This is a genomic window from Stutzerimonas azotifigens DSM 17556 (assembly GCF_000425625.1).
Classification (GTDB): Bacteria; Pseudomonadota; Gammaproteobacteria; order Pseudomonadales; family Pseudomonadaceae; genus Stutzerimonas; species Stutzerimonas azotifigens.
The window spans coordinates 273,586-294,788 of record NZ_KE384409.1 but is presented as its reverse complement, the minus strand read 5'-3'; the positions used below and the strand labels follow the sequence as shown (position 1 = coordinate 294,788).

23 protein-coding genes are annotated in these 21,203 nt (G+C 68.5%); 18 read left to right on the top strand and 5 right to left on the bottom strand.

Features of this window, described 5'->3' with window-relative positions; genetic code table 11:
- Window positions 1–371 precede the first annotated feature (371 nt).
- Window positions 372–983, bottom strand: a complete 612-nt coding sequence (locus tag H610_RS0113345; RefSeq protein WP_028240140.1) for a cyclodeaminase/cyclohydrolase family protein — start codon at window positions 981–983, stop codon at window positions 372–374.
- A 260-nt stretch (window positions 984–1,243) separates the two neighbouring features.
- Here H610_RS0113345 and H610_RS0113340 point away from each other — a divergent pair, with 260 nt between their 5' ends.
- The 6 genes from H610_RS0113340 (at window position 1,244) to H610_RS0113315 (ending at window position 8,442) form a co-directional block, all read left to right on the top strand.
- Window positions 1,244–2,134: a manganese catalase family protein gene (locus H610_RS0113340; protein ID WP_028240139.1), complete on the top strand. Its 891-nt coding sequence runs from the start codon at window positions 1,244–1,246 to the stop codon at window positions 2,132–2,134.
- Window positions 2,135–2,360: 226 nt separating this feature from the next.
- Window positions 2,361–3,353, top strand: a complete 993-nt coding sequence (locus tag H610_RS0113335; RefSeq protein WP_028240138.1) for an SDR family oxidoreductase — start codon at window positions 2,361–2,363, stop codon at window positions 3,351–3,353.
- Between the two features lie 118 nt (window positions 3,354–3,471).
- Window positions 3,472–4,044 (top strand): cysteine hydrolase family protein, encoded by a 573-nt coding sequence (locus H610_RS0113330; protein WP_028240137.1) that lies wholly within the window; start codon window positions 3,472–3,474, stop codon window positions 4,042–4,044.
- Between the two features lie 72 nt (window positions 4,045–4,116).
- Complete coding sequence (locus H610_RS0113325; RefSeq protein ID WP_028240136.1) at window positions 4,117–4,854, top strand: SDR family oxidoreductase; 738 nt, start codon at window positions 4,117–4,119, stop codon at window positions 4,852–4,854.
- 504 nt (window positions 4,855–5,358) lie between these two features.
- Window positions 5,359–7,035, top strand: coding sequence for a long-chain-fatty-acid--CoA ligase (locus tag H610_RS0113320; RefSeq protein WP_028240135.1), 1,677 nt, complete (start codon window positions 5,359–5,361; stop codon window positions 7,033–7,035).
- A 294-nt stretch (window positions 7,036–7,329) separates the two neighbouring features.
- Window positions 7,330–8,442, top strand: a complete 1,113-nt coding sequence (locus H610_RS0113315; protein WP_028240134.1) for a metallophosphoesterase — start codon at window positions 7,330–7,332, stop codon at window positions 8,440–8,442.
- 112 nt (window positions 8,443–8,554) lie between these two features.
- Here the strand turns inward: H610_RS0113315 and H610_RS0113310 are convergent, their stop codons facing one another.
- Together H610_RS0113310 and H610_RS0113305 are read right to left on the bottom strand one after the other, a co-directional pair.
- Window positions 8,555–9,244 (bottom strand): class I SAM-dependent methyltransferase, encoded by a 690-nt coding sequence (locus H610_RS0113310; RefSeq protein ID WP_028240133.1) that lies wholly within the window; start codon window positions 9,242–9,244, stop codon window positions 8,555–8,557.
- A 122-nt stretch (window positions 9,245–9,366) separates the two neighbouring features.
- Complete coding sequence (locus H610_RS0113305) at window positions 9,367–9,576, bottom strand: cold-shock protein (protein ID WP_028240132.1); 210 nt, start codon at window positions 9,574–9,576, stop codon at window positions 9,367–9,369.
- Between the two features lie 554 nt (window positions 9,577–10,130).
- Here H610_RS0113305 and H610_RS23880 point away from each other — a divergent pair.
- The 4 genes from H610_RS23880 to H610_RS0113285 all read left to right on the top strand — a co-directional run bounded on the left by H610_RS23880 (window position 10,131) and on the right by H610_RS0113285 (window position 13,729).
- Window positions 10,131–11,090, top strand: a complete 960-nt coding sequence (locus H610_RS23880; protein ID WP_051231736.1) for a hypothetical protein — start codon at window positions 10,131–10,133, stop codon at window positions 11,088–11,090.
- A 250-nt stretch (window positions 11,091–11,340) separates the two neighbouring features.
- Window positions 11,341–12,309 carry a hypothetical protein gene (locus H610_RS24585; RefSeq protein ID WP_051231735.1) on the top strand — a complete coding sequence of 323 codons (969 nt, stop codon included), beginning with the start codon at window positions 11,341–11,343 and terminating at the stop codon, window positions 12,307–12,309.
- A gap of 79 nt (window positions 12,310–12,388) precedes the next feature.
- Window positions 12,389–13,312, top strand: coding sequence for an NADP-dependent oxidoreductase (locus H610_RS0113290; protein WP_028240131.1), 924 nt, complete (start codon window positions 12,389–12,391; stop codon window positions 13,310–13,312).
- 84 nt (window positions 13,313–13,396) lie between these two features.
- Window positions 13,397–13,729 carry a thioredoxin family protein gene (locus H610_RS0113285; protein ID WP_028240130.1) on the top strand — a complete coding sequence of 111 codons (333 nt, stop codon included), beginning with the start codon at window positions 13,397–13,399 and terminating at the stop codon, window positions 13,727–13,729.
- A gap of 93 nt (window positions 13,730–13,822) precedes the next feature.
- Here H610_RS0113285 and H610_RS0113280 read toward each other — a convergent pair whose 3' ends face one another.
- Both H610_RS0113280 and H610_RS0113275 read right to left on the bottom strand, forming a co-directional pair.
- Window positions 13,823–14,554 carry a hypothetical protein gene (locus H610_RS0113280; RefSeq protein ID WP_028240129.1) on the bottom strand — a complete coding sequence of 244 codons (732 nt, stop codon included), beginning with the start codon at window positions 14,552–14,554 and terminating at the stop codon, window positions 13,823–13,825.
- A gap of 247 nt (window positions 14,555–14,801) precedes the next feature.
- Window positions 14,802–15,152 (bottom strand): GFA family protein, encoded by a 351-nt coding sequence (locus H610_RS0113275; RefSeq protein WP_028240128.1) that lies wholly within the window; start codon window positions 15,150–15,152, stop codon window positions 14,802–14,804.
- Between the two features lie 127 nt (window positions 15,153–15,279).
- On the opposite strand from H610_RS0113275, the gene H610_RS0113270 reads away from it, so the two are divergent.
- The 8 genes from H610_RS0113270 to H610_RS0113235 all read left to right on the top strand — a co-directional run bounded on the left by H610_RS0113270 (window position 15,280) and on the right by H610_RS0113235 (window position 20,928).
- Window positions 15,280–15,645, top strand: coding sequence for an antibiotic biosynthesis monooxygenase family protein (locus H610_RS0113270; protein ID WP_236614299.1), 366 nt, complete (start codon window positions 15,280–15,282; stop codon window positions 15,643–15,645).
- Window positions 15,642–16,082, top strand: a complete 441-nt coding sequence (locus H610_RS0113265; protein WP_028240126.1) for a hypothetical protein — start codon at window positions 15,642–15,644, stop codon at window positions 16,080–16,082. The genes H610_RS0113270 and H610_RS0113265 overlap by 4 nt, the downstream gene beginning before the upstream one ends.
- The gene (locus tag H610_RS0113260) at window positions 16,082–16,435 is read left to right on the top strand and encodes a hypothetical protein (RefSeq protein WP_028240125.1); all 354 of its coding nucleotides are present in this window, start codon (window positions 16,082–16,084) and stop codon (window positions 16,433–16,435) included. Before H610_RS0113265 ends, H610_RS0113260 begins: the two co-directional genes overlap by 1 nt.
- 52 nt (window positions 16,436–16,487) lie before the next feature.
- Window positions 16,488–17,027, top strand: coding sequence for an MOSC domain-containing protein (locus H610_RS0113255; RefSeq protein WP_028240124.1), 540 nt, complete (start codon window positions 16,488–16,490; stop codon window positions 17,025–17,027).
- A 7-nt stretch (window positions 17,028–17,034) separates the two neighbouring features.
- The gene (locus H610_RS24945; RefSeq protein WP_043238554.1) at window positions 17,035–17,133 is read left to right on the top strand and encodes a VOC family protein; all 99 of its coding nucleotides are present in this window, start codon (window positions 17,035–17,037) and stop codon (window positions 17,131–17,133) included.
- 294 nt (window positions 17,134–17,427) lie between these two features.
- On the top strand, window positions 17,428–17,877 hold the full coding sequence (locus H610_RS0113245) for an SRPBCC family protein (RefSeq protein ID WP_028240123.1): 450 nt from the start codon (window positions 17,428–17,430) through the stop codon (window positions 17,875–17,877).
- Window positions 17,878–18,114: 237 nt separating this feature from the next.
- Entirely contained in the window at window positions 18,115–19,173 is a 1,059-nt protein-coding gene (locus H610_RS0113240; RefSeq protein ID WP_028240122.1) for an NAD(P)H-dependent flavin oxidoreductase, read from the top strand.
- A 132-nt stretch (window positions 19,174–19,305) separates the two neighbouring features.
- Window positions 19,306–20,928 carry a methyl-accepting chemotaxis protein gene (locus H610_RS0113235; protein ID WP_028240121.1) on the top strand — a complete coding sequence of 541 codons (1,623 nt, stop codon included), beginning with the start codon at window positions 19,306–19,308 and terminating at the stop codon, window positions 20,926–20,928.
- Window positions 20,929–21,203: the final 275 nt, after the last annotated feature.

The window sequence follows — 21,203 nt, the reverse complement described above, 5'->3', positions numbered from 1 at the left end:
GCTTCGACGTACAGCTGTAGGAGCAGGCTCTGCCTGCGACCACCTGGCACGCGCTCGCGGCCCGCGCAGACCAGCGACCACGCGCCGACCTGGGTCAGGCTGGAGATCGATTGACAGGCTTCGGCCTCGACGCCGGGTCGTTCACGGTCGAGACCGCTCCACAGGAGTTCCGGTGCCGGCCTCCCTCATCCGGCCCTGGCGGGCCACCTTCTCCCGGGTGGAGAAGGGAAAGCGCGCGTCTTTGGCTTCGACGTACAGCTGTAGGAGCAGGCTCTGCCTGCGACCACCTGGCACGCGCTCGCGGCCCGCGCAGACCAGCCCCCTCTCCCCAGCGGGGAGAGGGCGGGGGGTGAGGGGACGTGCACCGGCCCTCAGGCCACTCCCGCACGCCTCCGCAATTCAGCCAGGCAACGGTCGGCTTCCTCGCGGGCATGGTCGCGCGCCCGTGCCGCCTGCTCCCGTTCGGTGGCCTCGTCCAACGCCTTCAGGTCGGCCTCCACGCCGATCAGCGCGGCGCCGATGCCGGCGTGGATCAGCAGGGCCCCGGCCAGTGTGTCGCTCTGCAGTTCCGTCGTCGTTTCCGGCCAGGCGGCCAGGGCCAGGCCGAGTGCCTCCAGCCCTTCGTGCGCGGTGGCCAGGGGAACGGCGCAGGTCCGGCGAGTGGCATGGCGCAGCTCGCCCGTGAGGGCGTCCCCCGAGGCCCGTTCGCGGCGTGCCTGCAGGTACTCGGCGAAGGCCTGCGCATCGTCGTCCGCCAGTTGCGCCAGGCGGTCCTGCAGCGCTGCGGCCCGTTCGAGCAGGGCCGTCCGTTCCGGCGTCTCCTGGTGCGCCCGGGCCAGGTGCAGGCCCTTGGTCACCAGGGCCAGCCCCGTGGCCAGGGTCAGCGCTGCCGCCGGCCCGCAGCCCGGCGCCGCGCCCCCGGTGCCGGTGCGCTCCAGATAGGCCTGCAGGCTCAGCTGCCAGAGGTGCGCGGGCTCGCTCATCAAGACCTTCCATCGGATGGGGAAAAGGCCCCTGCTAGATAGGAATCCGTACAACCCGCGTGGTTCAAGGGCTGTCGGGCTTCGATAGAGAAAATCTTTCGTAGTGATAGATATTCATGCCGGAACGGGCTGGCGGGCGTCCTTCTCCATCTTCTGAGCGCCATTCGGGAGTGCTCGGCCGGGCCAGTCGGCTCGGTCTGGTCCAAAGGAGTCAAGGAGTTACGAATAGGGACTGAGAATTTTCTGAACAGGAGAACATCATGTTCGTCCATAACAAACGACTTCAGTACACCGTGAGGGTGTCGGCGCCCAATCCGGGGCTGGCCAACCTGATGCTGGAACAGTTCGGCGGGCCGCAAGGCGAGCTGGCGGCGGCCATGCGCTACTTCACCCAGGCCTTGGCCGAGGACGACCCAGGCCGCAAGGACATGCTGATGGACATCGCCACCGAGGAACTGAGCCACCTTGAGGTGATCGGCTCGATCGTCGGCATGCTCAACAAGGGGGCCAAGGGCCAGATGGCCGAGGGCGTCGAGGCGGAGGCCGAGCTGTACCGCTCGCTGACCGGCGCCGGCAACGACTCGCACGTCACCCAGGTGCTCTACGGCGGCGGCACCCCGCTGACCAACTCCGGCGGCGTGCCCTGGAGCGCGGCCTACATCGACACCATCGGCGAGCCGACCGCCGACCTGCGCTCGAACATCGCCGCCGAGGCGCGCGCGAAGATCGTCTACGAGCGGCTGATCAACATCACCGACGACCCAGGCATCAAGGACGCGCTGAAATTCCTGATGACCCGCGAGATTGCTCACCAGAAGTCGTTCGAGAAGGCGCTGCACTCGCTGCAGCCGAACTTCCCGCAGGGCAAGCTGCCGCCGGTGCCGGAGTTCACCAACGTGTACTTCAGCATGTCCCAGGGCGAAGGGGACATGCGCGGTCCGTGGAACGAGGGGCCCGAGTGGGAGTACGTGGAGAACCCGCAGCCGGCGGTTGACGGCGGCGACGGCATGCCGAGCGTGAAGCTCGCCACCGGCGAGAAGAAGGTCGTCGAGCAGATGGCCAAGCGCACCAAGTCGGATCCTTCCATCGATCCGATCACCGGTGCCGACCTTGGCTCGGGCAAGGCCGTGGGAGGCAAGAAGAAGGCCTGACCGGCGCCCGGCGGGTGTAGAGCAAAGGCCATGGAGTACGCTCCATGGCCTTTTTCGTTTCGCCGGTCGATCGGCATGCGGACCTGAACTCGTTTCCAGCGCCCGGGTCGGTTCTAACAGGCTCGCCCGTTACGCCTTTCGACCGTTCCGGTGCCGGCGACGGGCGGCCGCCGGTGGCCTGGCCCGTTGCGCAGGCCGAGGGAAGCGCTGACCACTCAGGTGACCAATGACCGAACAGACCGCCGTGATCACCGGAGGCACCGCCGGCGTCGGCCGGGCGACCGCCGTCGCCTTCGCCCGTGCGGGCTACCGGGTGGCCGTGCTGGCGCGAGGCGAACAGGGCCTGGCCGATACCCGCGCCGAGCTCGAGGGCCTGGGCGCCAGGGTGCTGGCGATCCAGACCGACATGGCCGATGCCGAGGCGGTGGACCGCGCCGTCGAGCGCATCGAGCGCGAGCTGGGGCCGATCGGGGTGTGGGTCAACAACGCCATGGTCACCCTGTTCGGGCCGATCGCCACGCTCGAGGCGAAGGACATCGGCCAGGTCACCAACGTCACCTACATGGGCGTCGTGCACGGCACCCTGGCGGCCCTGCGCTACATGCGCCAGCGCGACCGCGGCACCATCGTGCAGGTCGGCTCGGCGCTGAGCTACCGGGCGATTCCCCTGCAGGCGGCCTATTGCGGCGCCAAGTTCGCCATCCGCGGCTTCACCGATTCGCTGCGCTGCGAGCTGATCCACGACCGGAGCAGGGTGCGGGTGACCATGGTCCAGCTGCCGGCGCACAACACGCCGCAGTTCGACTGGGCGCGCAACACCGTCGGCAAGCGCCCGCAGCCGGTGCCGCCGATCCATACGCCGGAGGTGGCCGCGCGGGCCATTCTGCGCGCGGCGGGCGAGGCGCCGCGCGAGCTGTGGCTGGGCAAGGCGGCGTTCCAGGCGATCCTCGGCAACATGGTCCTGCCCGGCGTGCTCGACCGAATGATGGCCAGGCAGGCCTGGGACGGCCAGCTCACCGCCGAGGACGAGCGGCCGGGCCGCCCGGACAACCTCTACCACCCGGTCGAGGGGCTGGCGCGCGCCGAGGGCCGCTTCGGCGAGCGCGCCGCAGGCAAGGCCACCGGAATGGGTTCGGCGACGGTGGGCAAGCTGCTGGCCGGAGCGGCCGCGCTGGCGGCGCTGGTGGTGGGAACGCTGATCGCGGTCCTGGCCGGCTGAAGGCTGCGACTGCCGGCAGGCGATGTGCGGTGGCGAATCTCCCGGCCGCGTGCGTTCAAACGCAAAGGCCGGTCGCGCCGCGGCCGAAATCCCACACTCCAATCCGCAGGAGGGACGCATGAACACCGCATTCATCGGCCTGGATTACATCGTCGACATCACCCATCCCGACGGCAAGATGGCCGCGGCGGCCGAGCAGGTCGCGCAGCGCGGGGTGATCGCCAACGCCAACCGTGCACTGGACATCGCCAAGCGCAAGGGCTGGCTTTCGGTTCTGGTCAAGGTCGGTTTCGCCAGGGGCTATGCCAACCAGCCGAAGCGCTCCAAGCTGTTCGGCCAGGCGCACGAGAAGGGCGTGCTGGAGATGGGCAGCCCGGGCATGGAATTCCACCCGGAGCTGGACGCCGGAAAGGCCGACCTGGTGGTGATCAAGCCGCGGGTCAACGCCTTCTACTGCACCGAGCTGGACGCCGCGCTGCGGGCCCGCGAGATCGAGCGCGTGGTGATCGCCGGGGTCAGTTCGGCGATGGCGGTGCAGAGCGCCGTGCGCGACGCGCATGACCGCGACTACCAGGTGCTGATCCTCGAATCGGCCTGCGCGGCCGCCACCGATGAGGACCACCAGGACTCCATGCGCCTGCTCGGCATGCTCGCCGACACGGTCACGCTCGAGGAATTGGAGGCGCTGTAGCGCGGCCTGGACCGCTGCATCTGCGCGACCGCCACATCGCGGCGCATCCGACTTTGCATAGAGGGAGCCTGCATGAACGACACGACAAAGACCGCCATTGTCACCGGCGGCTCGCGCGGCATCGGCCGGGCCATCGCCCTGCGCCTGGCCGCCGACGGCTTCGCCGTGGTGATCAACTATGCCGGCAACCGCGCGGCCGCCGAGGAGGTGCTGGCGATGATCGGCGACGCGGGCGGTCGCGCCCTCGCGGTGCAGGGGGACGTCGCCGAGCCGGACGACATGACCCGCCTGTTCGCGCAGGCCAGGGACGCCTTCGGCCGCATCGACGTGGTGGTGAACAACGCCGGCAGCATGCCCTACCTGAAGATGGCCGACCTGGACATGGCAGGCTTCGACGCGGTGATTCGCACCAACCTGCGCGGTGCCTTCGTGGTGCTCGGGCTGGCCGCCCGGCACGTGGCGGCGGGCGGGCGCATTGTCGCCCTGTCCACCAGCGTGATCGCCAAGGCGTTCCCCAGCTACGGGCCCTACATCGCCTCCAAGGCCGGCGTGGAAGGGCTGGTGCACGTGCTCGCCAACGAGCTGCGCGGCCGCGACATCACCGTCAACGCCGTGGCGCCGGGGCCGGTGCCGACCGAGCTCTTCCTGCACGGCAAGAGCGAGGCGCAGATCGAGCAGATCCGCCAGCAGGCGCCGCTGCAGCGGCTGGGCACGCCGGAGGAGATCGCCGCCGTGGTGGCCTTCCTCGCCGGCCCGGACGGGGGTTGGGTCAACAGCCAGGTGATCCGCGCCAATGGCGGGTTCGCGTAAAGGCTCGCGCAGTGCAACGGCAATCTCCCTCACCCCAGCCCTCTCCCGGAGGGAGAGGGAGCGGTCACGCGTAGGCTCAGGGCCCCGCGCCGGCTCCCCCCTTCTCCGAAGGGCGAGGGGGCGGGCAATGCCGTGAGCGTGAGGCCCCGCGCCGGCTGGTCCCCCTCTCCCCACGGCAGAGGGGCCAGGGGTGAGGGAGCGTTTGCCGGCTGCTTTCCCTGCACAAAGAGCCTCGGGCAACCCGACATGCGGTCGACTGCCTCCGAACGAAAGCGGTACACAGGTTCTCAATTGCGGTTTATAAACGTGCTTGGTGAAACCCTGTTTCGCAAAGTAGGGCATTGGCAACGTCGGACGCCTTCGCCTATACCCGAAAGGGTGCAGTCAGCCCGAGGTCGCAGTGAACCGCGACGGCCTGGCCGGCCGCGTTTCGCCCGCTTCATCCAGACAATAACGCTTCGGCGGTGCCGCTTCGCCGAGGCCTGACAAGAAAAGGACGGCAGCATGTTCGAGCGTCATTACTCGGTCTGGCCCGAGAAGGTGCCAAAATTCCTCTATCTCCCGCAGACCAGCGTCTATCACAACCTGGCCGTTTCGGCGCTGCGCTATCCGCAGCGAGTGGCCATCCATTACTACGACTCGCCCATCACCTACGCCGAGCTGGATCGCCAGGTCACGGCCATGGCCGGCTACCTGCAGCACCTCGGCGTGCAGGCCGGCGATCGGGTGCTGCTGTACATGCAGAACAGCCCACAGTTCATCATCGGCTTCTACGCCATCCTGCGGGCCAACGCGGTGGTGGTGCCGGTGAACCCGATGAACCGAACCGCAGAGCTGGAATACCTGATCGGCGATACCGGCGCGGTGGCCGCGCTTTGCGCCCAGGAACTGTTCGAGTGCATCGAGCCGCACGTCGGCCGGACCGCCCTCAAGCACGCCGTGGTGACCGCCTATTCCGAGTACCTGAGCCAGCCCACCGGCTTGCCGCTGCCGGAGGCCGTCGCCGCGCCGTTGCAGCCGCTCACCGGCATCGGGCTGCACACCTGGGCACAGGCGCTCGCCGCCGGCCACCAGCCCGGCCCGGTCACCGCCGGCCCGGAAGACCTCTGCGTGATCCCCTACAGCTCGGGCACCACCGGCAACCCGAAGGGCTGCATGCACACCCATCGTTCGGTGATGGCCACCGCCGTCTACACGCCGGTGTGGAACAGCGAACAGGCCAGCCAGGTGCAGCTGATCTGCCTGCCGATGTACCACGTGACCGGCATGCAGTCGTGCCTGAACAGCTGCATCTACGTCGGCGGCACCGCGGTGCTGATGACCCGCTGGGACCGCCGCGTCGCCCTCGAGCTGATCCAGCGCTATCAGGTGACCTCCTGGCGCAACATTTCGACCATGGTGGTCGACCTGCTCTCCGCCCCGGAACTCGACCGCTACGACCTCGGCAGCCTGCAGGGCATCGGCGGCGGCGGGGCGGCCATGCCGGCGGCGATCGCGGCCAAGCTGGAGCAGACCTCCGGGCTCAAGTACCACGAGGGCTACGGCCTCAGCGAGACCATGGCGGCCACCCACATCAACCCGCCGCAGGCGCCCAAGGCGCAGTGCCTGGGCATCCCGATCACCGGGGTGGATTCGCGAGTGATCGACCCGGACACCGGCCGCGAGCTGGGGCCGAAGGAGACTGGCGAGATCGTCATGAACGGCGCGCAGGTGTTCCGCGGCTACTGGAACCGCCCGGACGCTACCGCCGAAGCCTTCATCGAGCTGGAAGGCAAGCGCTTCTTCCGCTCCGGCGACCTCGGCTACTACGACGAGGAGGGCTATTTCTTCCTGGTCGACCGGGTCAAGCGGATGATCAACGCCTCGGGCCTGAAGGTCTGGCCGGCCGAGGTAGAGTCCATGATGTACGCCATGCCGGCGGTCCACGAGGTGTGCATCATCTCCTCGCCGGACGAACGCCGCGGCGAGACGGTCAAGGCCGTGGTGGTGCGCAAGCCGGGCTTCGAGCAGACCACTGCCGAGGACGTGATGCAGTGGTGCCAGGGCCAGATGGCCGCCTACAAGTGCCCGAAGCTGGTCGAGTTCGTCGACGCCATCCCCAAGTCGCCCACCGGCAAGCTCATGTGGCGGCTGCTGCAGGAGCAGGAGCGCGAGCGGGCGAACACCCGCGGCGCGGCCTGACGCCCCTCGCGCAGGGCGTCCCCGCCGGGGCGCCCTGCGCCTGCTCGATCTCCCCCGTCAACGCTTCGCTGAGCAGCAGGGGCACGGCAGCGGCTTGAGGGCGGTGCTGGCAGGCGGGCGGGGCAGGGACAGGCTGGACTTCCGGTGAGGAACGAGCGCAAATGGTCGGACTGGTCCGCCTCGTGCCAGGCCCCCGGCCTAAACGGCGCGAGAAATGCTCCGGCACGGCGCCGGCAGTAACGGACCGTCCGCCGCGCACCGGCACCCCTCCGACTGCATCGACAAGGCGACTCCATGCGTACTCGCTTGACCATCGTGGCGCTGCTCGCGCTGCTGCACCTGTTCGTGGCCATCACGCTCGTCCCCGACCTGCCGCTGAACGCCTTCGGCCGCTGGCTGGCATGGCTCTATCTGGCCGCCTCCACCGTGCTGATGCCGCTCGGCGTGCGCCCGCCGGGCGGGCGGCGCTGGCTGGCCTGGACCGGGCTGCTGGCGATGGGGGTGTTTTCCAGCCTGGTGGTGCTGTCGCTACTGCGGGCCTGGGCGCTGGCGGTGCTGTGGCTGTTCGGCCACGACTCGCCGGCGCTGACGCAGGGTTCGGCCCTCGCCGTGGTGGTGGCGGTGGCCGTGCTCACGCTCTACGGCCTGGTCAATGCACGGCGGGTGCCGCGGGTGGTCGAGCGCGAGATCGCCTTGCCCGGCCTGCCGGCCGGGCTGCAGGGCTTCAGCATCGTCCAGCTGAGCGACCTGCACATCGGCCCGACCATCCGCCGCGGCTTCCTGCAGGCGGTGGTGGACCGGGTCAACCGGCTGCAGCCGGACCTGATCGCGATCACCGGCGACCTGGTGGACGGCAGCGTCGAGGCGCTGCGCGAGCAGATCGCCCCGCTCGCGGAACTGGAGGCGCGCCACGGCACCTTCGTGGTCACCGGCAACCACGAGTACTACGCCGGCGCCGGGCCCTGGGTCATGGAACTGGCGCGGCTCGGCCTGCCGGTGCTGCTCAACGAGCACGTGCGCCTGCGCCACGAGGGCGCCGATCTGGTGGTGGCCGGGGTCACCGACCATTCGGCCCATCATTTCGAGCCGACGCATCGCAGCGACCCGGCGGCGGCGCTGATGGGCGCGCCGCTGGGGGCGCCGAAGATCCTCCTGGCCCACCAGCCGGTCTCCGCCCTGGCGGCGCTCGACCTGGGCTACGACCTGCAACTGTCCGGGCACACCCACGGCGGGCAGTTCTGGCCGTGGATGCACCTGGTGCGCTGGCAGCAGCCGTGGGTCGCCGGGCTGCAGCGTGCGGGCAACCTGCAGGTCTACATCAGCCGCGGCACCGGCTACTGGGGCCCGCCGCTGCGCTACGGCGCGCCGTCGGAAATCACCCGTATTCGGCTGGTGCGCGAAGGCTGAGGGGCTGGTCCGGCATTGGGTCGGCAGGCGGTTGCAGGCCCCGTTCGCGGCCTTTTCCCTTCTCCCTCCGGGAGAAGGTGGCCCGCAGGGCCGGATGAGGGAAGCCTGGCGCTCAGGCCGCCCGGCCGGAAAATTCCGGCAGCGCGTCGTCATCGCGGGTGAAGCGCAGCAGGCTGCCGCGGTAGGGTTCGCCATTGCCCAGCTGCCGGCTGGCGCTGCTGCGCTCGAGGCGATACTCCAGCTCGTCCATCTCCGCACAGAACTGGCGCGCGTGGCCGCGATCCGGGTCGACGATGAGCACCTGCACCTGGTCGGTCGAGTAATAGTCGATGGCGTTGGCCAGCGCGCGCGGGTGGCTGCCGTGGTAGAGCAGGTCGCTGCCGATGATGAGGTCGAAGCGGCCGAGTTCCGGTAGCGCGGACGACCAGTTGGCGGCACGGTAGCGCAGCGGGCGCATGCCGTTGAGCTGGGCGTTGGTTTCGAGAAAGGTGGGAATCAGCGGGTGGTAGTCGCTGACGATCACCTGCGCGCCGCGGCGCTGGGCCACCAGGCTGGCCAGGGCCAGGCCCGCGCCCAGTTCGAGCACCGTCTTGCCGACGAGGTCCATCTCCAGCAGGGCCTCGGCCAGAATCATCGACGATGGCCAGACCTGGCCGAACAGCGCCCAGTTGTCCGCATCGATTCCGAGGCGGGCGGCCACCCCGTCGGGGTCGTGGTACTGCTCGGGGTCGAGCAGCGACTGAATTTCGAATTGCATGTCGCCGACCATGACGGTCTGCAGACGGGTGCGATAGCCGATCACGGCGATACCTCGGAGGGAGCCCAGGGCGAGTGCCGAAGGCCGGGGTGCCCGAAGGCCCGGGGGAAACGGGCGCGCAATAAAAAAGCCCCGACGAGCGGGGCTTTTTCGACGCCGGGAGGCGCTTAGACGATCTGGACCTGATCGGCCTGCAGGCCTTTCTGGCCCTTGACGACGTTGAAGGTCACGGCTTGACCTTCGGCCAGGCTCTTGAAGCCGGCGCTTTCGATCGAGCGGTAGTGAACGAAGAGGTCCGGGCCATCCTGCTGAGTGATGAAGCCGAAGCCTTTTTCATCGTTGAACCACTTCACGGTACCGGATTGACGAGTCGACATGTTTTGAGTCTCCAAGGAAATAAATGAGCGCCGACGCTGGGAAACAGGTCGGGACTGATTTGCAAAAGTGAAAACGACCGAGGAGATGGAACGACAGAATCAAAACATCAAGCCGGGTACGCAGTAACAGCTGCAGAGCAGTGACGGCCACTTTACGCGGTTGCGCGAGGATGTATAGCGATTTCTCGTTTTTCTTTTCCCGGCCATCGGGTTGGCCAGTGGCCGGTATGCAGCGCTGGCGACCGGATCGCGCGGAAACGATGAGGTTGCCTCGCAGCCGTGAGCCCCGTCGACGAACGGTCACGGCGGAGTAGTCCTTTCGTCGGCTGCCTCCGTTTCGGCGATCGCGGGCCGCCCGCTCTAGCGCGCGGTTTTCGGGCGGCCTTGCATACAGGCTTAAATCCGTTCGCGGGACTTCCGGGCGGGCGCCTACATCCGCGGATGGATACCAGGCGCGAGTGCTGGCGCACACACTTGTCATGCCCACCTCACGGCCGTCGCCGGCAGGCCGCTCCGGGCCTGCCGCGTGGCCGTTCAAGCAAAGGAGTGTCGCCATGATCCGCAAGCCGCTATGCATTTCCTTCGCCGCGTTGCTGTTCGCCGCTGCCGCGCAGGCCGAGAACAATTTCCAGCAGATCGAGCAGGACGGGATGGACAACGAAGCCGTCGTCATCCAGTACGACGTCGACAACCAGGCGACCGTCAGCCAGACCGGAATGGATAACCGGGTCTCGATCCTCCAGGAGAACGAAGGCTTCGGGCATACCGCGCAGGTCACCCAGACCGGAGCGGACAATGCGCTCGACCTGGCCCAGCACGGTGGCAACGGCTCGCAGGCGATCATCTACCAGGAAGGCACCGGCAACACCTTCGTCGTCGACCAGTCCGGATACGCCAACTACCTCGATGCCACCGCCATCGGCAACGACAACCGGCTGGATGCCGACCAGCTCAGTTTCGGCCAGGCCACCACTGTCCAGATGGGCAATGGCAATCGCATAGGCATCCTTCAGCAAACCGAAGCGTACGGTGGTACCGCCTTCCTGACGCAGACCGGCGACGGCAACCAGATCGACCTGCGGCAGTACACGGGCGGCCGCTACTACACGGGCGTCACCGAGTTCGACCAGGTCGGGAACGACAACCAGGCCACCCTCTACCAGGGAGGAGGCTTCAACAGCCTCGAGTTCGCCCAGGTCGGGGATCGCAATAGCGCCGACATCGAGCAGTCCACGCGGAGCGGCGTGATCACCGGCAGCTCGACCGGCAACGACAACGAAGTGGTCATTCGCCAGAACTTCGACGGTCCGGAGGCGAATGTCGTGCAGCAGGGCAATGGCAACCTGGCCGACGTGGAGCAGGCCGCCTATGACGTCACCGCCTCGGTCCAGCAGTTCGGCGACTTCAACCAGGCCAGCGTGCTGCAGAACAACAGCGCTTCGTTCACCGGCAACGACTTCGCCGCCATCCTGCAGCAGGGCTCCGGCAACGTCGCGACCGTGATCCAGCAGTAGCGCCCTGACGGCGGGCGTGGCCGCCCGTTCGTCGGCTCGACCGGCTCCATTTGTCTTTGCAGTCACCGCGCTCTGGCACGCGGTTTCGCACCCAGGCATTAAGCCGTCGGGCGCCTTGGTGGACGCCAGGCTACACCGCGCGGCGGATGGCGAGCGAAGCGGGGAGATGGCCAGAATCATCGCGTAGTGCCATCGCATGCCGCCGCGCCTCCATCAGGGGGCGCGGCGGCCCAGCAAAGGAGTGTTCCCCATGACTCGTCAGCCGCTTTGCGCCTCCCTGGTCGCCTTGCTGTGCGCCACCGCCGCACAGGCCGAAGACAATTCCCTGCAGATCGAACAGTCAGGCGAAAACAACCGGGCCAGCGTCACCCAGCAGGACGTCCACAACGACGCCCGCATCCACCAGGCCGGCAGCGACAACCAGGTCACGATCGACCAGTCCAACGACGGTGGTCCCGGCAGCACCGTCGGGCAGATCGCCCAGGTGACCCAGGTCGGCGTCGACAACGGCGTCCAGCTCGCGCAGGACTCCGGCAATGGCTCGAGTGCCATCCTCTACCAGGAGGGCACGGGCAACCGCTTCGTGGTCGTCCAGCAGTACTACGCCAACGAGCTGAACGCGACCGCGATCGGCAACGGCAACCAGCTGGAGGCGCAGCAGCTCGGCTTCGGCGGCGCAACTACGCTCCAGGTCGGCGACGGCAACCGCATCGGCCTGCTGCAGCAGACCTTTCCGTACGGTGGCGACGCCTACCTGACCCAGACCGGCAACGGCAACCAGATCGACCTGCTGCAGGTCGCCGGGCGCTACCACACCGGCACCGTCACCTTCACCCAGACCGGCAACGACAACCTGGCGGACCTCGAGCAGAGTGGCGGGCCGGCCACCCTCACGTTCACCCAGCAGGGCGAGCGCAACGTCGCCGACATCGACCAGTACAGCCGCTCCGGGGAACTGACCGGCGGCTCGTATGGCAACGACAACCGGGTGACCGTGTCGCAGGGCCAGGATTTCACCGAGCTGGCGATCCTCCAGCAGGGCAACGAGAACCTGGCCGACGTGCTGCAGTATGCTTTCGGAGCCAGCGCGTCGCTGACCCAGCTGGGCGACGGCAACAGCGCCAGCATCGTGCAGACGTCCGTCTCGATGGCCGGTAACGACATCGCCACTATCCTGCAACAGGGTGTCGGCAACACCGCCACTGTCATTCAGCAGTGAACCTCCGGGCCGGGTTGCCGGCCCAATCAGGACGATTCGACGCGCGGCCGTTCGGCCTCGCCATTTCGAGGAGTCCTGCATGAAAGCGATGACCTACGATCGCTACGGCGATCCCGACGTACTCCAGCTGACCGAGCAGCCGATGCCGCGCGTCGGGCCCGGCGAGGTGCGCATCCAGGTGCACAGCGCCGCGGTCAACCCGGTGGACTGGAAGCTGATGGCCGGCAAGCTCGACGGCCTGATGCAGGCCGTGTTCCCGGTCATTCCCGGCTGGGACGTGACCGGCACGGTGGAGAGCGTGGGCCTGGACACCCCCGAGTTCCAGGTGGGCGACGAGGTGATGGCCTACGCCCGCAAGGACTTCGTGCACGGCGGCACCTTCGCCGAATACGTCACCGTCCCGGTCCGCGCGGTGGCGCGCAAGCCCGAGGGGCTGGACTGGGACCAGGCCGCCGGCCTTCCGCTGGCCGGGCTGACCGCCTACCAGCTGCTGTCGCGTCTGGGCCTGCGCCAGGGCGAGACGGTGCTGATCCATGCCGCTTCCGGCGGGGTCGGCGTGCTCGGCGCGCAGATCGCGCGCAACCTGGGCGCGCGGGTGTTCGGCACCGCCTCGCCGCGCAACCACGAGTTCCTCCGCTCGCTCGACATCGAGCCGGTGGCCTATGGCGAGGGGCTCACCGAAACCCTGCAGGCGCTGGTGCCGGAAGGCTTCGACCTGGTCGCCGACTTCGTCGGCGGCGTGCTGGACGTCACCCGCGCGGTGCTGCGCGACGGCGGCCGCCACGGCTCCATCGTCGACGACGGCGTGAAGCAGGCCGACGGCCTGTACATGTGGGTGCGGCCCAGCGGCGACGAGCTGCAGGTGCTGGCCGACATGGCCGCGCAGGGCCGGCTCGAGGTGCCGGTGGCGCAGACCTTCGGGCTCGAGCAGCTGCCGGACGCCTTCCGCCTGAACCAGACCGGCCACGTGCGCGGCAAGGTGATCGTTCACGTCAGGCGCTGAGCGCCTCGGGATGCGACCGTCGGCGGCCGGCAGGGATCGGCCGGCCGGGCTCGGGGTCGATAAAGGACAAGAGAGGAGGCGACCATGGCTGAGCTGTACAAACCCGAAACCATCACCCGCGCGCAGGTCGATGCGCGCGACGACATCACCGTGCTGGATTTCGGCACCAACTGGTGCGGGCACTGCCGCGCGGCCGTACCGCACGTGGAGCGGGCGCTGGCCGAGTATCCGCAGATCGACCACATCAAGATCGAGGACGGCCAGGGCCGCCCGCTGGGGCGCAGCTATCGGGTCAAGCTGTGGCCGACGCTGGTGTTCGTCCGCCATGGCCAGGAGCTGGCGCGGGTGGTGCGGCCGACCGATTCCGAGGCGGTGAAGGACGCCATCGCCCAGGCGCTCGGGCAGGTCAGCGGCTAGCGGGGCGCCGCCGAGTTCGACGGCCGGGCGGACGATCCCGGGACCCGAACGAGACTGCCGGCGCAAGGCCGGCAGTCCCTGGGCTGGATGAGCTTACTGCTGCGAGACGATGGCCAGGTTGCCGGTACCGCTCTGCATGACCGAAGCGTAATCGCCCATGCCGCTGCTCTGAGTGACGTTTGCCACGTTGGCGATGCCTGCCTGCACGACGTCGACCACGTTGTAGGAGCCCAGGTGGTTGACGATGGCGATATTGCCTTCACCGTCCTGGTCGATGTCGGCAATGTTCACGAATACTTCCTGGTTGACGTAGGCCTGGTTACCCGCGCCGTTCTGGGTGATATAGGCTTCGTTCGCCGCGCCTGCCTGGTTGAGGGCGGTGTAGTTCCCCGTGCCGGACTGGTCGACCACGGCCTTCTGGAACTCTCCGGCCTGCTCGAGGTGGGCCTGGTTCGCAACGCCGTCCTGGGTGACAAGCACGTCCTGGTAGTAGCCGGTCTGATAGACCGAGGCAAGGTTGGTCTCGCCCGACTGAACCGTATGGGCCCAGGTGTCGCTGCTGTCCACCTGGGTGATGGCGCTCTGGTTGGCCGTTCCCGATTGATCCACCAGGGCGTTGTTCCACTCCGATCCCACCTGGGTCACGGCGGCGTTGTTGGCCTGGCCCTCTTGCCGGACCTGCCCCCAGAGCATTGTCCCGCCCTGGGTGACAGAGGCCACCTGGTCGGTACCGGTCTGGATGACGTCGGCAGTGTTGTCCTCGGCAAAGGCATTGACGGTGGCGGAGGCGGCGATGATTGCAGCGAGCAGTGTTTTGACCTTCATGGTGTAACCCCATCGATTAGAGTTGTAGTGCGACGACTTCCTGTTTTCCACTGCAAAGGCGCCGGGCCCCGGCGCTTTTAGGAACTGCGGGCAAGCGCCGGCCGCTGCCTGACGGGCGAGACGAATCTGGCCGTTGTCAGGGCATCGTGTACGGCTGCTTGCTGGAATGGGTCGACCTTACGTGATGATCCTCGGTGGGGAATCCATCCAACGGTTGAAAGCGCAGCACCGCCTCCGGGCCGGCCCGCTAGGCCGATCTGCCGTCGAACTCGGTGACCGGCAGCGCCGCGAGATCGACGCCCTCCAGGCAGCGCACGTTGATCGCGGCCATCCGGTTGCCCTGGGGGTCGGTCCCTTCGCCGTACGGGTGAATGCCGCACACCGGGCAGAAGCGATGCTTGGCGACGTGCCTGTCGAAGGTGTAGGTGCTGGCGTTCTCGTCCGGCGTGAGCAGGTGCAGGCTCTCGCGCGGGACGAACCACATCAGGATGCCCTTGCGCTGGCAGATCGAGCAGTTGCAGGCCATCACGCCCTCGAGCGTGCCTTGCACGTCGAAGGCCACGCGTCCGCAATGGCAGCTTCCGTTGTAGGTGGTCATCCTGTCCTCCGTCTCTGGTAGTGAATGAACCGGGCATGTCGGCCGGCCGCCCTGCCTGAGCCTAGCTCAAATCCCCGTGGGCCTTGCCGGTCGCCGCCGGGCTCGCCGTACGCCCGGCGAGGCGGCTATGCTCTGGCGACATCAGGCGCAGGGCAGGGACGGACAGATGCACGTGGTGATCTTCAGGGCGAGGGCCCGCGCGCTCGACGAGGCCTATCTGGAAACCGCCGCGCAACTGCGGCAGCTGGCACTGGACTCGTTCAACTGCATCGCCTTCGAGGCGGTGACCGAAGGCGACCGCGAGATCGCCCTGTCGTACTGGCACGACGAGGACGACATCCGCCGCTGGAAACGGCAAGCCGACCACCTCGCCGCCCAGCGTTTGGGCGCCGCCCGCTGGTACGTGCACTACAGCGTCGAGGTGGCGCGCATCGAGCGAAGCTACCGCTCCGACGAACGGGTGGCTGTCGGGCCGGGGCAGGGCGAGCCATGAGACGACTCGCCTGGCTGCCGGTGCTGGCCAGCCTGGTCGCCTGCTCCGAGCGCGCCGCACTCGACGATGCCCTCGCCGAAGGGCTCGCTTCCGGCCAGCCGGTCGATCTCTCCGCCTTGCAACCGGGCCCGTGGGACCGCGCCTGCGTCCTGCCGCCCTACACCACCGACCCCGCCGCCGAAACCATCCTCGGCACCCCCTGGGAGGCCGGGCGCTACACGGATATCGCCATGAGCGACGCCATCGCCGTGCTGGTGTTCCTCGATGGCCGGCGCGTGGCGGCCCATGTCGAGATGCCCCGGCGCAGAGGCGACCTGGCGGGGCTGGTGCCGAGATGCATGGATCGCTCGAACGCCAGGCTGCAAGAACGCGAGGAGCGGGTGAGCTGGCTGACGGGACGGGGCGCCGCGCAGAACGAAGGGAGCGCAGACCGCTGATGGCCTGGTGGCAGTTCAAGCTGCTGCTCAGGCTGGTGCTGGCCGGTTTCGCGGCGTTGTCGGCCTGGGAGCTGCAGACACGCCTGAGGGTCCGCAATCGCAGGCTCGACCAGGCGCTGGATGCCGGAGTGGTAAAGGCGTCGATCGTTCAGGCGGTCGAGGGCGGCTACCGGAAACATCATGCTGCCGTGACCCGGGAAGAGAGCGGCTTCGTGCTTTCGGTAACCTCGTTGAATGAAAGGGGTGATACAGAGCGGTTGGTCGAGCGCTTCGATTCGAGGCAAGGCCTCGAGCGCTTCCTGCAAGAGAAAACGGTTTTCCGGATGGGCGACTTCGTTCGCGGTCGCGAATGAAGGACGGCGGGCCCTTCCATTTCCACAATCGTCAGCGAGGGCAACGGCGAACATGAGCAAGGTGTTATCGGTCAGCCAGTCGGCGAATCATCGCTTCTCCAAGGAGGTGGTGGAGGCCATTCGACTCGTGGAGGGCGAAGGCGTCGAAGGGGACGCCCACCGCGGCAGGACGGTGAGGCACCGTTCGCGGGTAAAGCGCGACCCCAGCGCGCCCAATCTGCGGCAGGTCCATCTGCTTCACAACGAGCTCGTCGAGCAACTGCAGGCGGCGGGCTTCCGCGTCGGCCCGGGCACGATGGGCGAGAACATCACCACTACGGGTATCGACCTGCTGGCGTTGCCGACGGGCGCGGTGCTGGCCATCGGGCCGCAGGTCCGGCTCGAGGTCACCGGCCTGCGCAACCCCTGCGCGCAGCTGGACGGCTACCAGCCGGGCCTGACGGCCGCCGTGCTGGATCGCGACGCGCATGGCAATCTCGTCCGCAAGGCCGGCATCATGAGCGTCGTGCGCCAGGGCGGCACCGTGCGGCCGGGGGACGCCATCCTGGTGCGCTATCCCGACGCGCCGCATCGGCCCTTGCAGCCCGTCTAGGTCCCGCATGGACCTGCTGGTGAACATCGACGTCGACGACCTGGACAGGGCCGTGCGCTTCTACACGACGGCGCTCGACCTGCGTGTCGGGCGGGCGAGCCCCTGAAGCGCCGCATTCCTTGTAGGAGCGAGGTCGCGAACGAGACGGGCACGCTGCCGCGGCCAGCACCGGACAGCCCCTCTCCCTCATCCGGCCCAACGGGCCACCTTCTCCCGCAGGGAGAAGGGAAAGGCACGGCGCTGCCGTGGTTGCGACGACCGCTGCAGGAGCAGCCTCTGCCTGCGACCGCATGCACGGGTCGGCAAACCAGCATGCGCCCGAACCTTGCCGGTCTGTCGAATTCCCAAGTCGCCGAACGACCAGATAACGCCACTTCCCATCCTTCGACAGGAGCCTCCCATGCCCGGCACCATTCACCTTCACCGCGTCTTCCGCGCGCCGCCCGAGCGCCTCTACCGCGCCTTCCTCGACCCGGACGCCTTGGCCAAATGGCTGCCGCCGAACGGCTTCACCGGCCAGGTGCATGAAATGGATGCCCGCGTGGGCGGCGGCTATCGGATGTCCTTCACCAACTTCACCACCGGCACGCGCCATTCGTTCGGCGGCGAATACCGCGAGCTGGTGCCGCACGAGCGCATCGTCTACACCGACCGCTTCGACGACCCGAACCTGCCCGGCGACATGCAGACGACGGTCGTCCTCAGGGCGGTGTCCTGCGGGACGGAGGTGAAGATCACCCAGGAAGGCGTGCCGGACGTGATTCCCCCCGAGGCCTGCTACCTCGGTTGGCAGGAGTCGCTGCAGCAGCTGGCCGGGCTGGTCGAGGCGGATATCCCCGACGAGACGTGACAGGCCGCGGCGCCCAGATCCCGGCGGCTTCCAGCAGCCGCTCGGGCTGCGGCGCGCCCATCGCGGTGTCGCCGGTGCGCGATCAGTTGGCCATCGATGCGGCCTGCATAGCGCCCGCTCGGCGCCGCCGCCGCCGTTGCCGAGCCAGCTCCGCCATCCGATTTCTATCCGCACTGGGTGCAATAGCGGCGCCGCGTTAGCATGGGCCGCAACGACACCAACGGACGAGGACGGACCATGCGACACGCCATCACCCGCCTGCTCGGCATCGAGCACCCGATCATCCAGGCGCCCATGGTCGGCGTGTCCACGCCGGCGCTGGCCGCGGCGGTCTCCGATGCCGGTGCGCTGGGTTCGATCGGCATCGGCGCCAGCTCGGTCGAGCAGGTGCGGGCGATGATCGAGAAGACCCGCTCGCTGACCTCCCGGCCGTTCAACGTCAACCTGTTCTGCCACCGCCCGGCCGAGGCCGACCCGGCGCGCGAGGCGGCCTGGCTGGCGTTTCTCGCGCCCTTGTTCGCCGAATTCGGCGCCACGCCGCCGGCGACGCTGAAGGAGGGCTACCGCAGTTTCCTCGACGACCCGGACATGCTCGACCTGCTGCTGGCGCTGCGGCCGGCGGTGGTCAGCTTTCATTTCGGCCTGCCCCCGCAGGATTGGATCGCCAGGTTGAAGCGGGCCGGCATCGTCCTGCTGGCCAGCGTCACCACGCCGGCCGAGGCCGAACTCGCCGAGGCCGCCGGGGTGGACGTGCTGGTCGCGCAGGGCATCGAGGCCGGCGGCCACCGGGGCGTGTTCGAGCCGGAGCAGGGCGATGCCGGGATCGGCACCCTGGCGCTGGTGCGGCTGCTGACCGCCCGTTCGCGACTGCCGGTGTTGGCCGCCGGCGGCATCATGGACGGACAGGGCATCGCCGCGGCGATGTCGCTGGGCGCGGCGGGCGTGCAGATGGGCACGGCCTTCATCGGCTGCCCGGAGTCCTCCGCCAGCGACCACCACCGGGCGGCGCTGACCGGCCCGCGCGGCCATCGCACCACCATCAGCGCGGCGATTTCCGGGCGTCCGGCCCGCGGCATGAGCAACCGGCTGTTCACCACGCTCGCCGCTCCCGGGGCGCCCGCGCTGCCGGACTATCCCATCTGCTACGACGCCGCCAAGGCACTGGTCTCGGCCGCATCGGCCGCCGGCAGTTCCGACTTCGCCGTGGAATGGGCCGGGCAGGGCGCACCGTTGGCGCGCAGGCTGCCGGCGGCGGAACTGGTACGTGTGCTGGTGGCGGAAATGAACATTTTGTGAAATCTGTCGCAAAACGCTCAAGAACGCCGCTGGCGGGCCGATAGGCGGGCAACAGCGCACCATCGAGGTGATGGGACAGGATGTCCACGGCTTGCATGCCGATGCGCAGGGCCCGTTCTTTCGAGGCAATTCATGCTCAAGACATCCCTCCGTGCCCAGATCCTGACCCTGCTCGGCGGCAGCCTGCTGCTGGTGCTGGTCATCGGTCTGACCGCGTTCCAGTTCCTTTCCCAAGAGCTCGACGGTTATCGGCGCCTGGTCGACGGGCCGCTGAAGGCCGTCCAGCGCATCGACCGGGCGAACCTGGAATTCAAGATCCAGGTCCAGGAATGGAAGAACGTTCTGCTGCGCGGCAAGGATTCCGACGCCATGGCCCGCTACTGGGGGCAGTTCGAGGCGCAGGAGCGGCTGGTGCAGCAGACGCTCGGCGAACTGGCCGAGCTGCCGGCGCTCGCCCCGGCCATCCATGCCCAGGTCGAGACGCTCAAGGCCGAGCACCGCGCGCTCGGCACCGCCTACCGCCAGGGGCGCGATGCCTTCGTCGCCGCCGGCGCCGATCCGGTGGCCGGCGACAATGCGGTCAAGGGCGTGGATCGCGCCGCCAGCGAGCAGATGAGCCGGCTGGTGGAAACCCTGCGCCAGCAGGCCGAAGCCGATTCGGCCGTCATCGCCGCCTCGGTGCAGCGCGTCAACCTGTTCGGCACCCTGCTCATGCTCGTCGCCAGCGTGCTGGTGGCGTTGCTGGCCGTCTGGCTGATCGACCACAAGGTGGTCGCGCCCATTCGCCAGATGATCGAACACGTCGCCCAGCTCAGCCGCGGACGCTTCGGCGAGCGCGTCGACAGCACCCGGCAGGACGAACTGGGCCGCCTGGCGGCGGCGGCCAATACCCTGCGCGATTTCCTCGCCGACACCTTCAGCCGCCTGCAGCACAGCACCGCCGAGCTGGACCAGGCCAGCGGCGAGCTGAACGCCATCGCCACGCGCATGGCCGAGGGCAGCCGCGAGCAGTTCGAGCGTACCGACCAGGTGGCGACTGCCACCGAGGAGATGTCCGCCACCGCGCAGGAAGTCGCACGGCATGCGGCGAGCGCGGCGCAGGCGGCAGACGAGGCCGACCGTTCCGCCCAGGACGGCGAGCGCTTCATGCAGGTGACGGTGCGCACCATCACCGACATGCGCGCGGACATCGCCAGCACCGCCGAGGTCATCCGCCGCCTGGAAGGCGACAGCGAACGGATCGGCAAGGTGCTGGAGGTGATTCGCGGCATCGCCGAGCAGACCAACCTGCTGGCGCTCAACGCGGCCATCGAGGCCGCTCGCGCCGGCGAGGCCGGGCGCGGTTTCGCCGTGGTCGCGGACGAGGTGCGCTCGCTGGCGCAGCGCACCGGCGCCTCGATCGCCGAGATCAACCAGATCATCGAGACGGTGCAGGGCGGCGCGGAAGCCGCGGTGCGCGCCATCGAGACCGGGCAGGCGCGCAGCGACGAGGGCGTGCAGCAGGTGACCCAGGCCAGCGAGGTGCTGCACAGCATCACCCTGGCGGTCGAATCCATCCGCGACATGAACCGGCAGATCGCCACCGCGGCCGAGGAGCAGACGGCGGTGGCCGAGGACATCTCGCAGAACCTCACCGAGATCACCGCCATCGCCGGTGCCAACCAGGGCGACGTCGAACGCACCGAGAGCGCCAGCGCGCACCTGCACAGGCTGTCCGGCGAGCTTGGCGAGGTCACCGCGCGCATGAGCGCCTGATCCGTCCCAGCCAGGGGAATGGCCTGCTTCTGCAGGAAGCCCAGGCCGGCAGCGCCGTAGGGTGGGCCGCGGGCGGCGCTCCGTTTCAGCCCACGACATACCGAGGCATGGCTCTGGATCGGCGGCAGTAGCGCGGCGCGGGGCGGCCGGCCCCTCACCCCAGCCCTCTCCCCGGAGGAGAGAGGGGGTGTTTCGGCACAGGCTGTGCTGCCGTGCAGGCCGTGTTCGCGAGCAAGCTCGCTCCTACGGGCAGCCACCGGCTTTCCCTTCTCCCC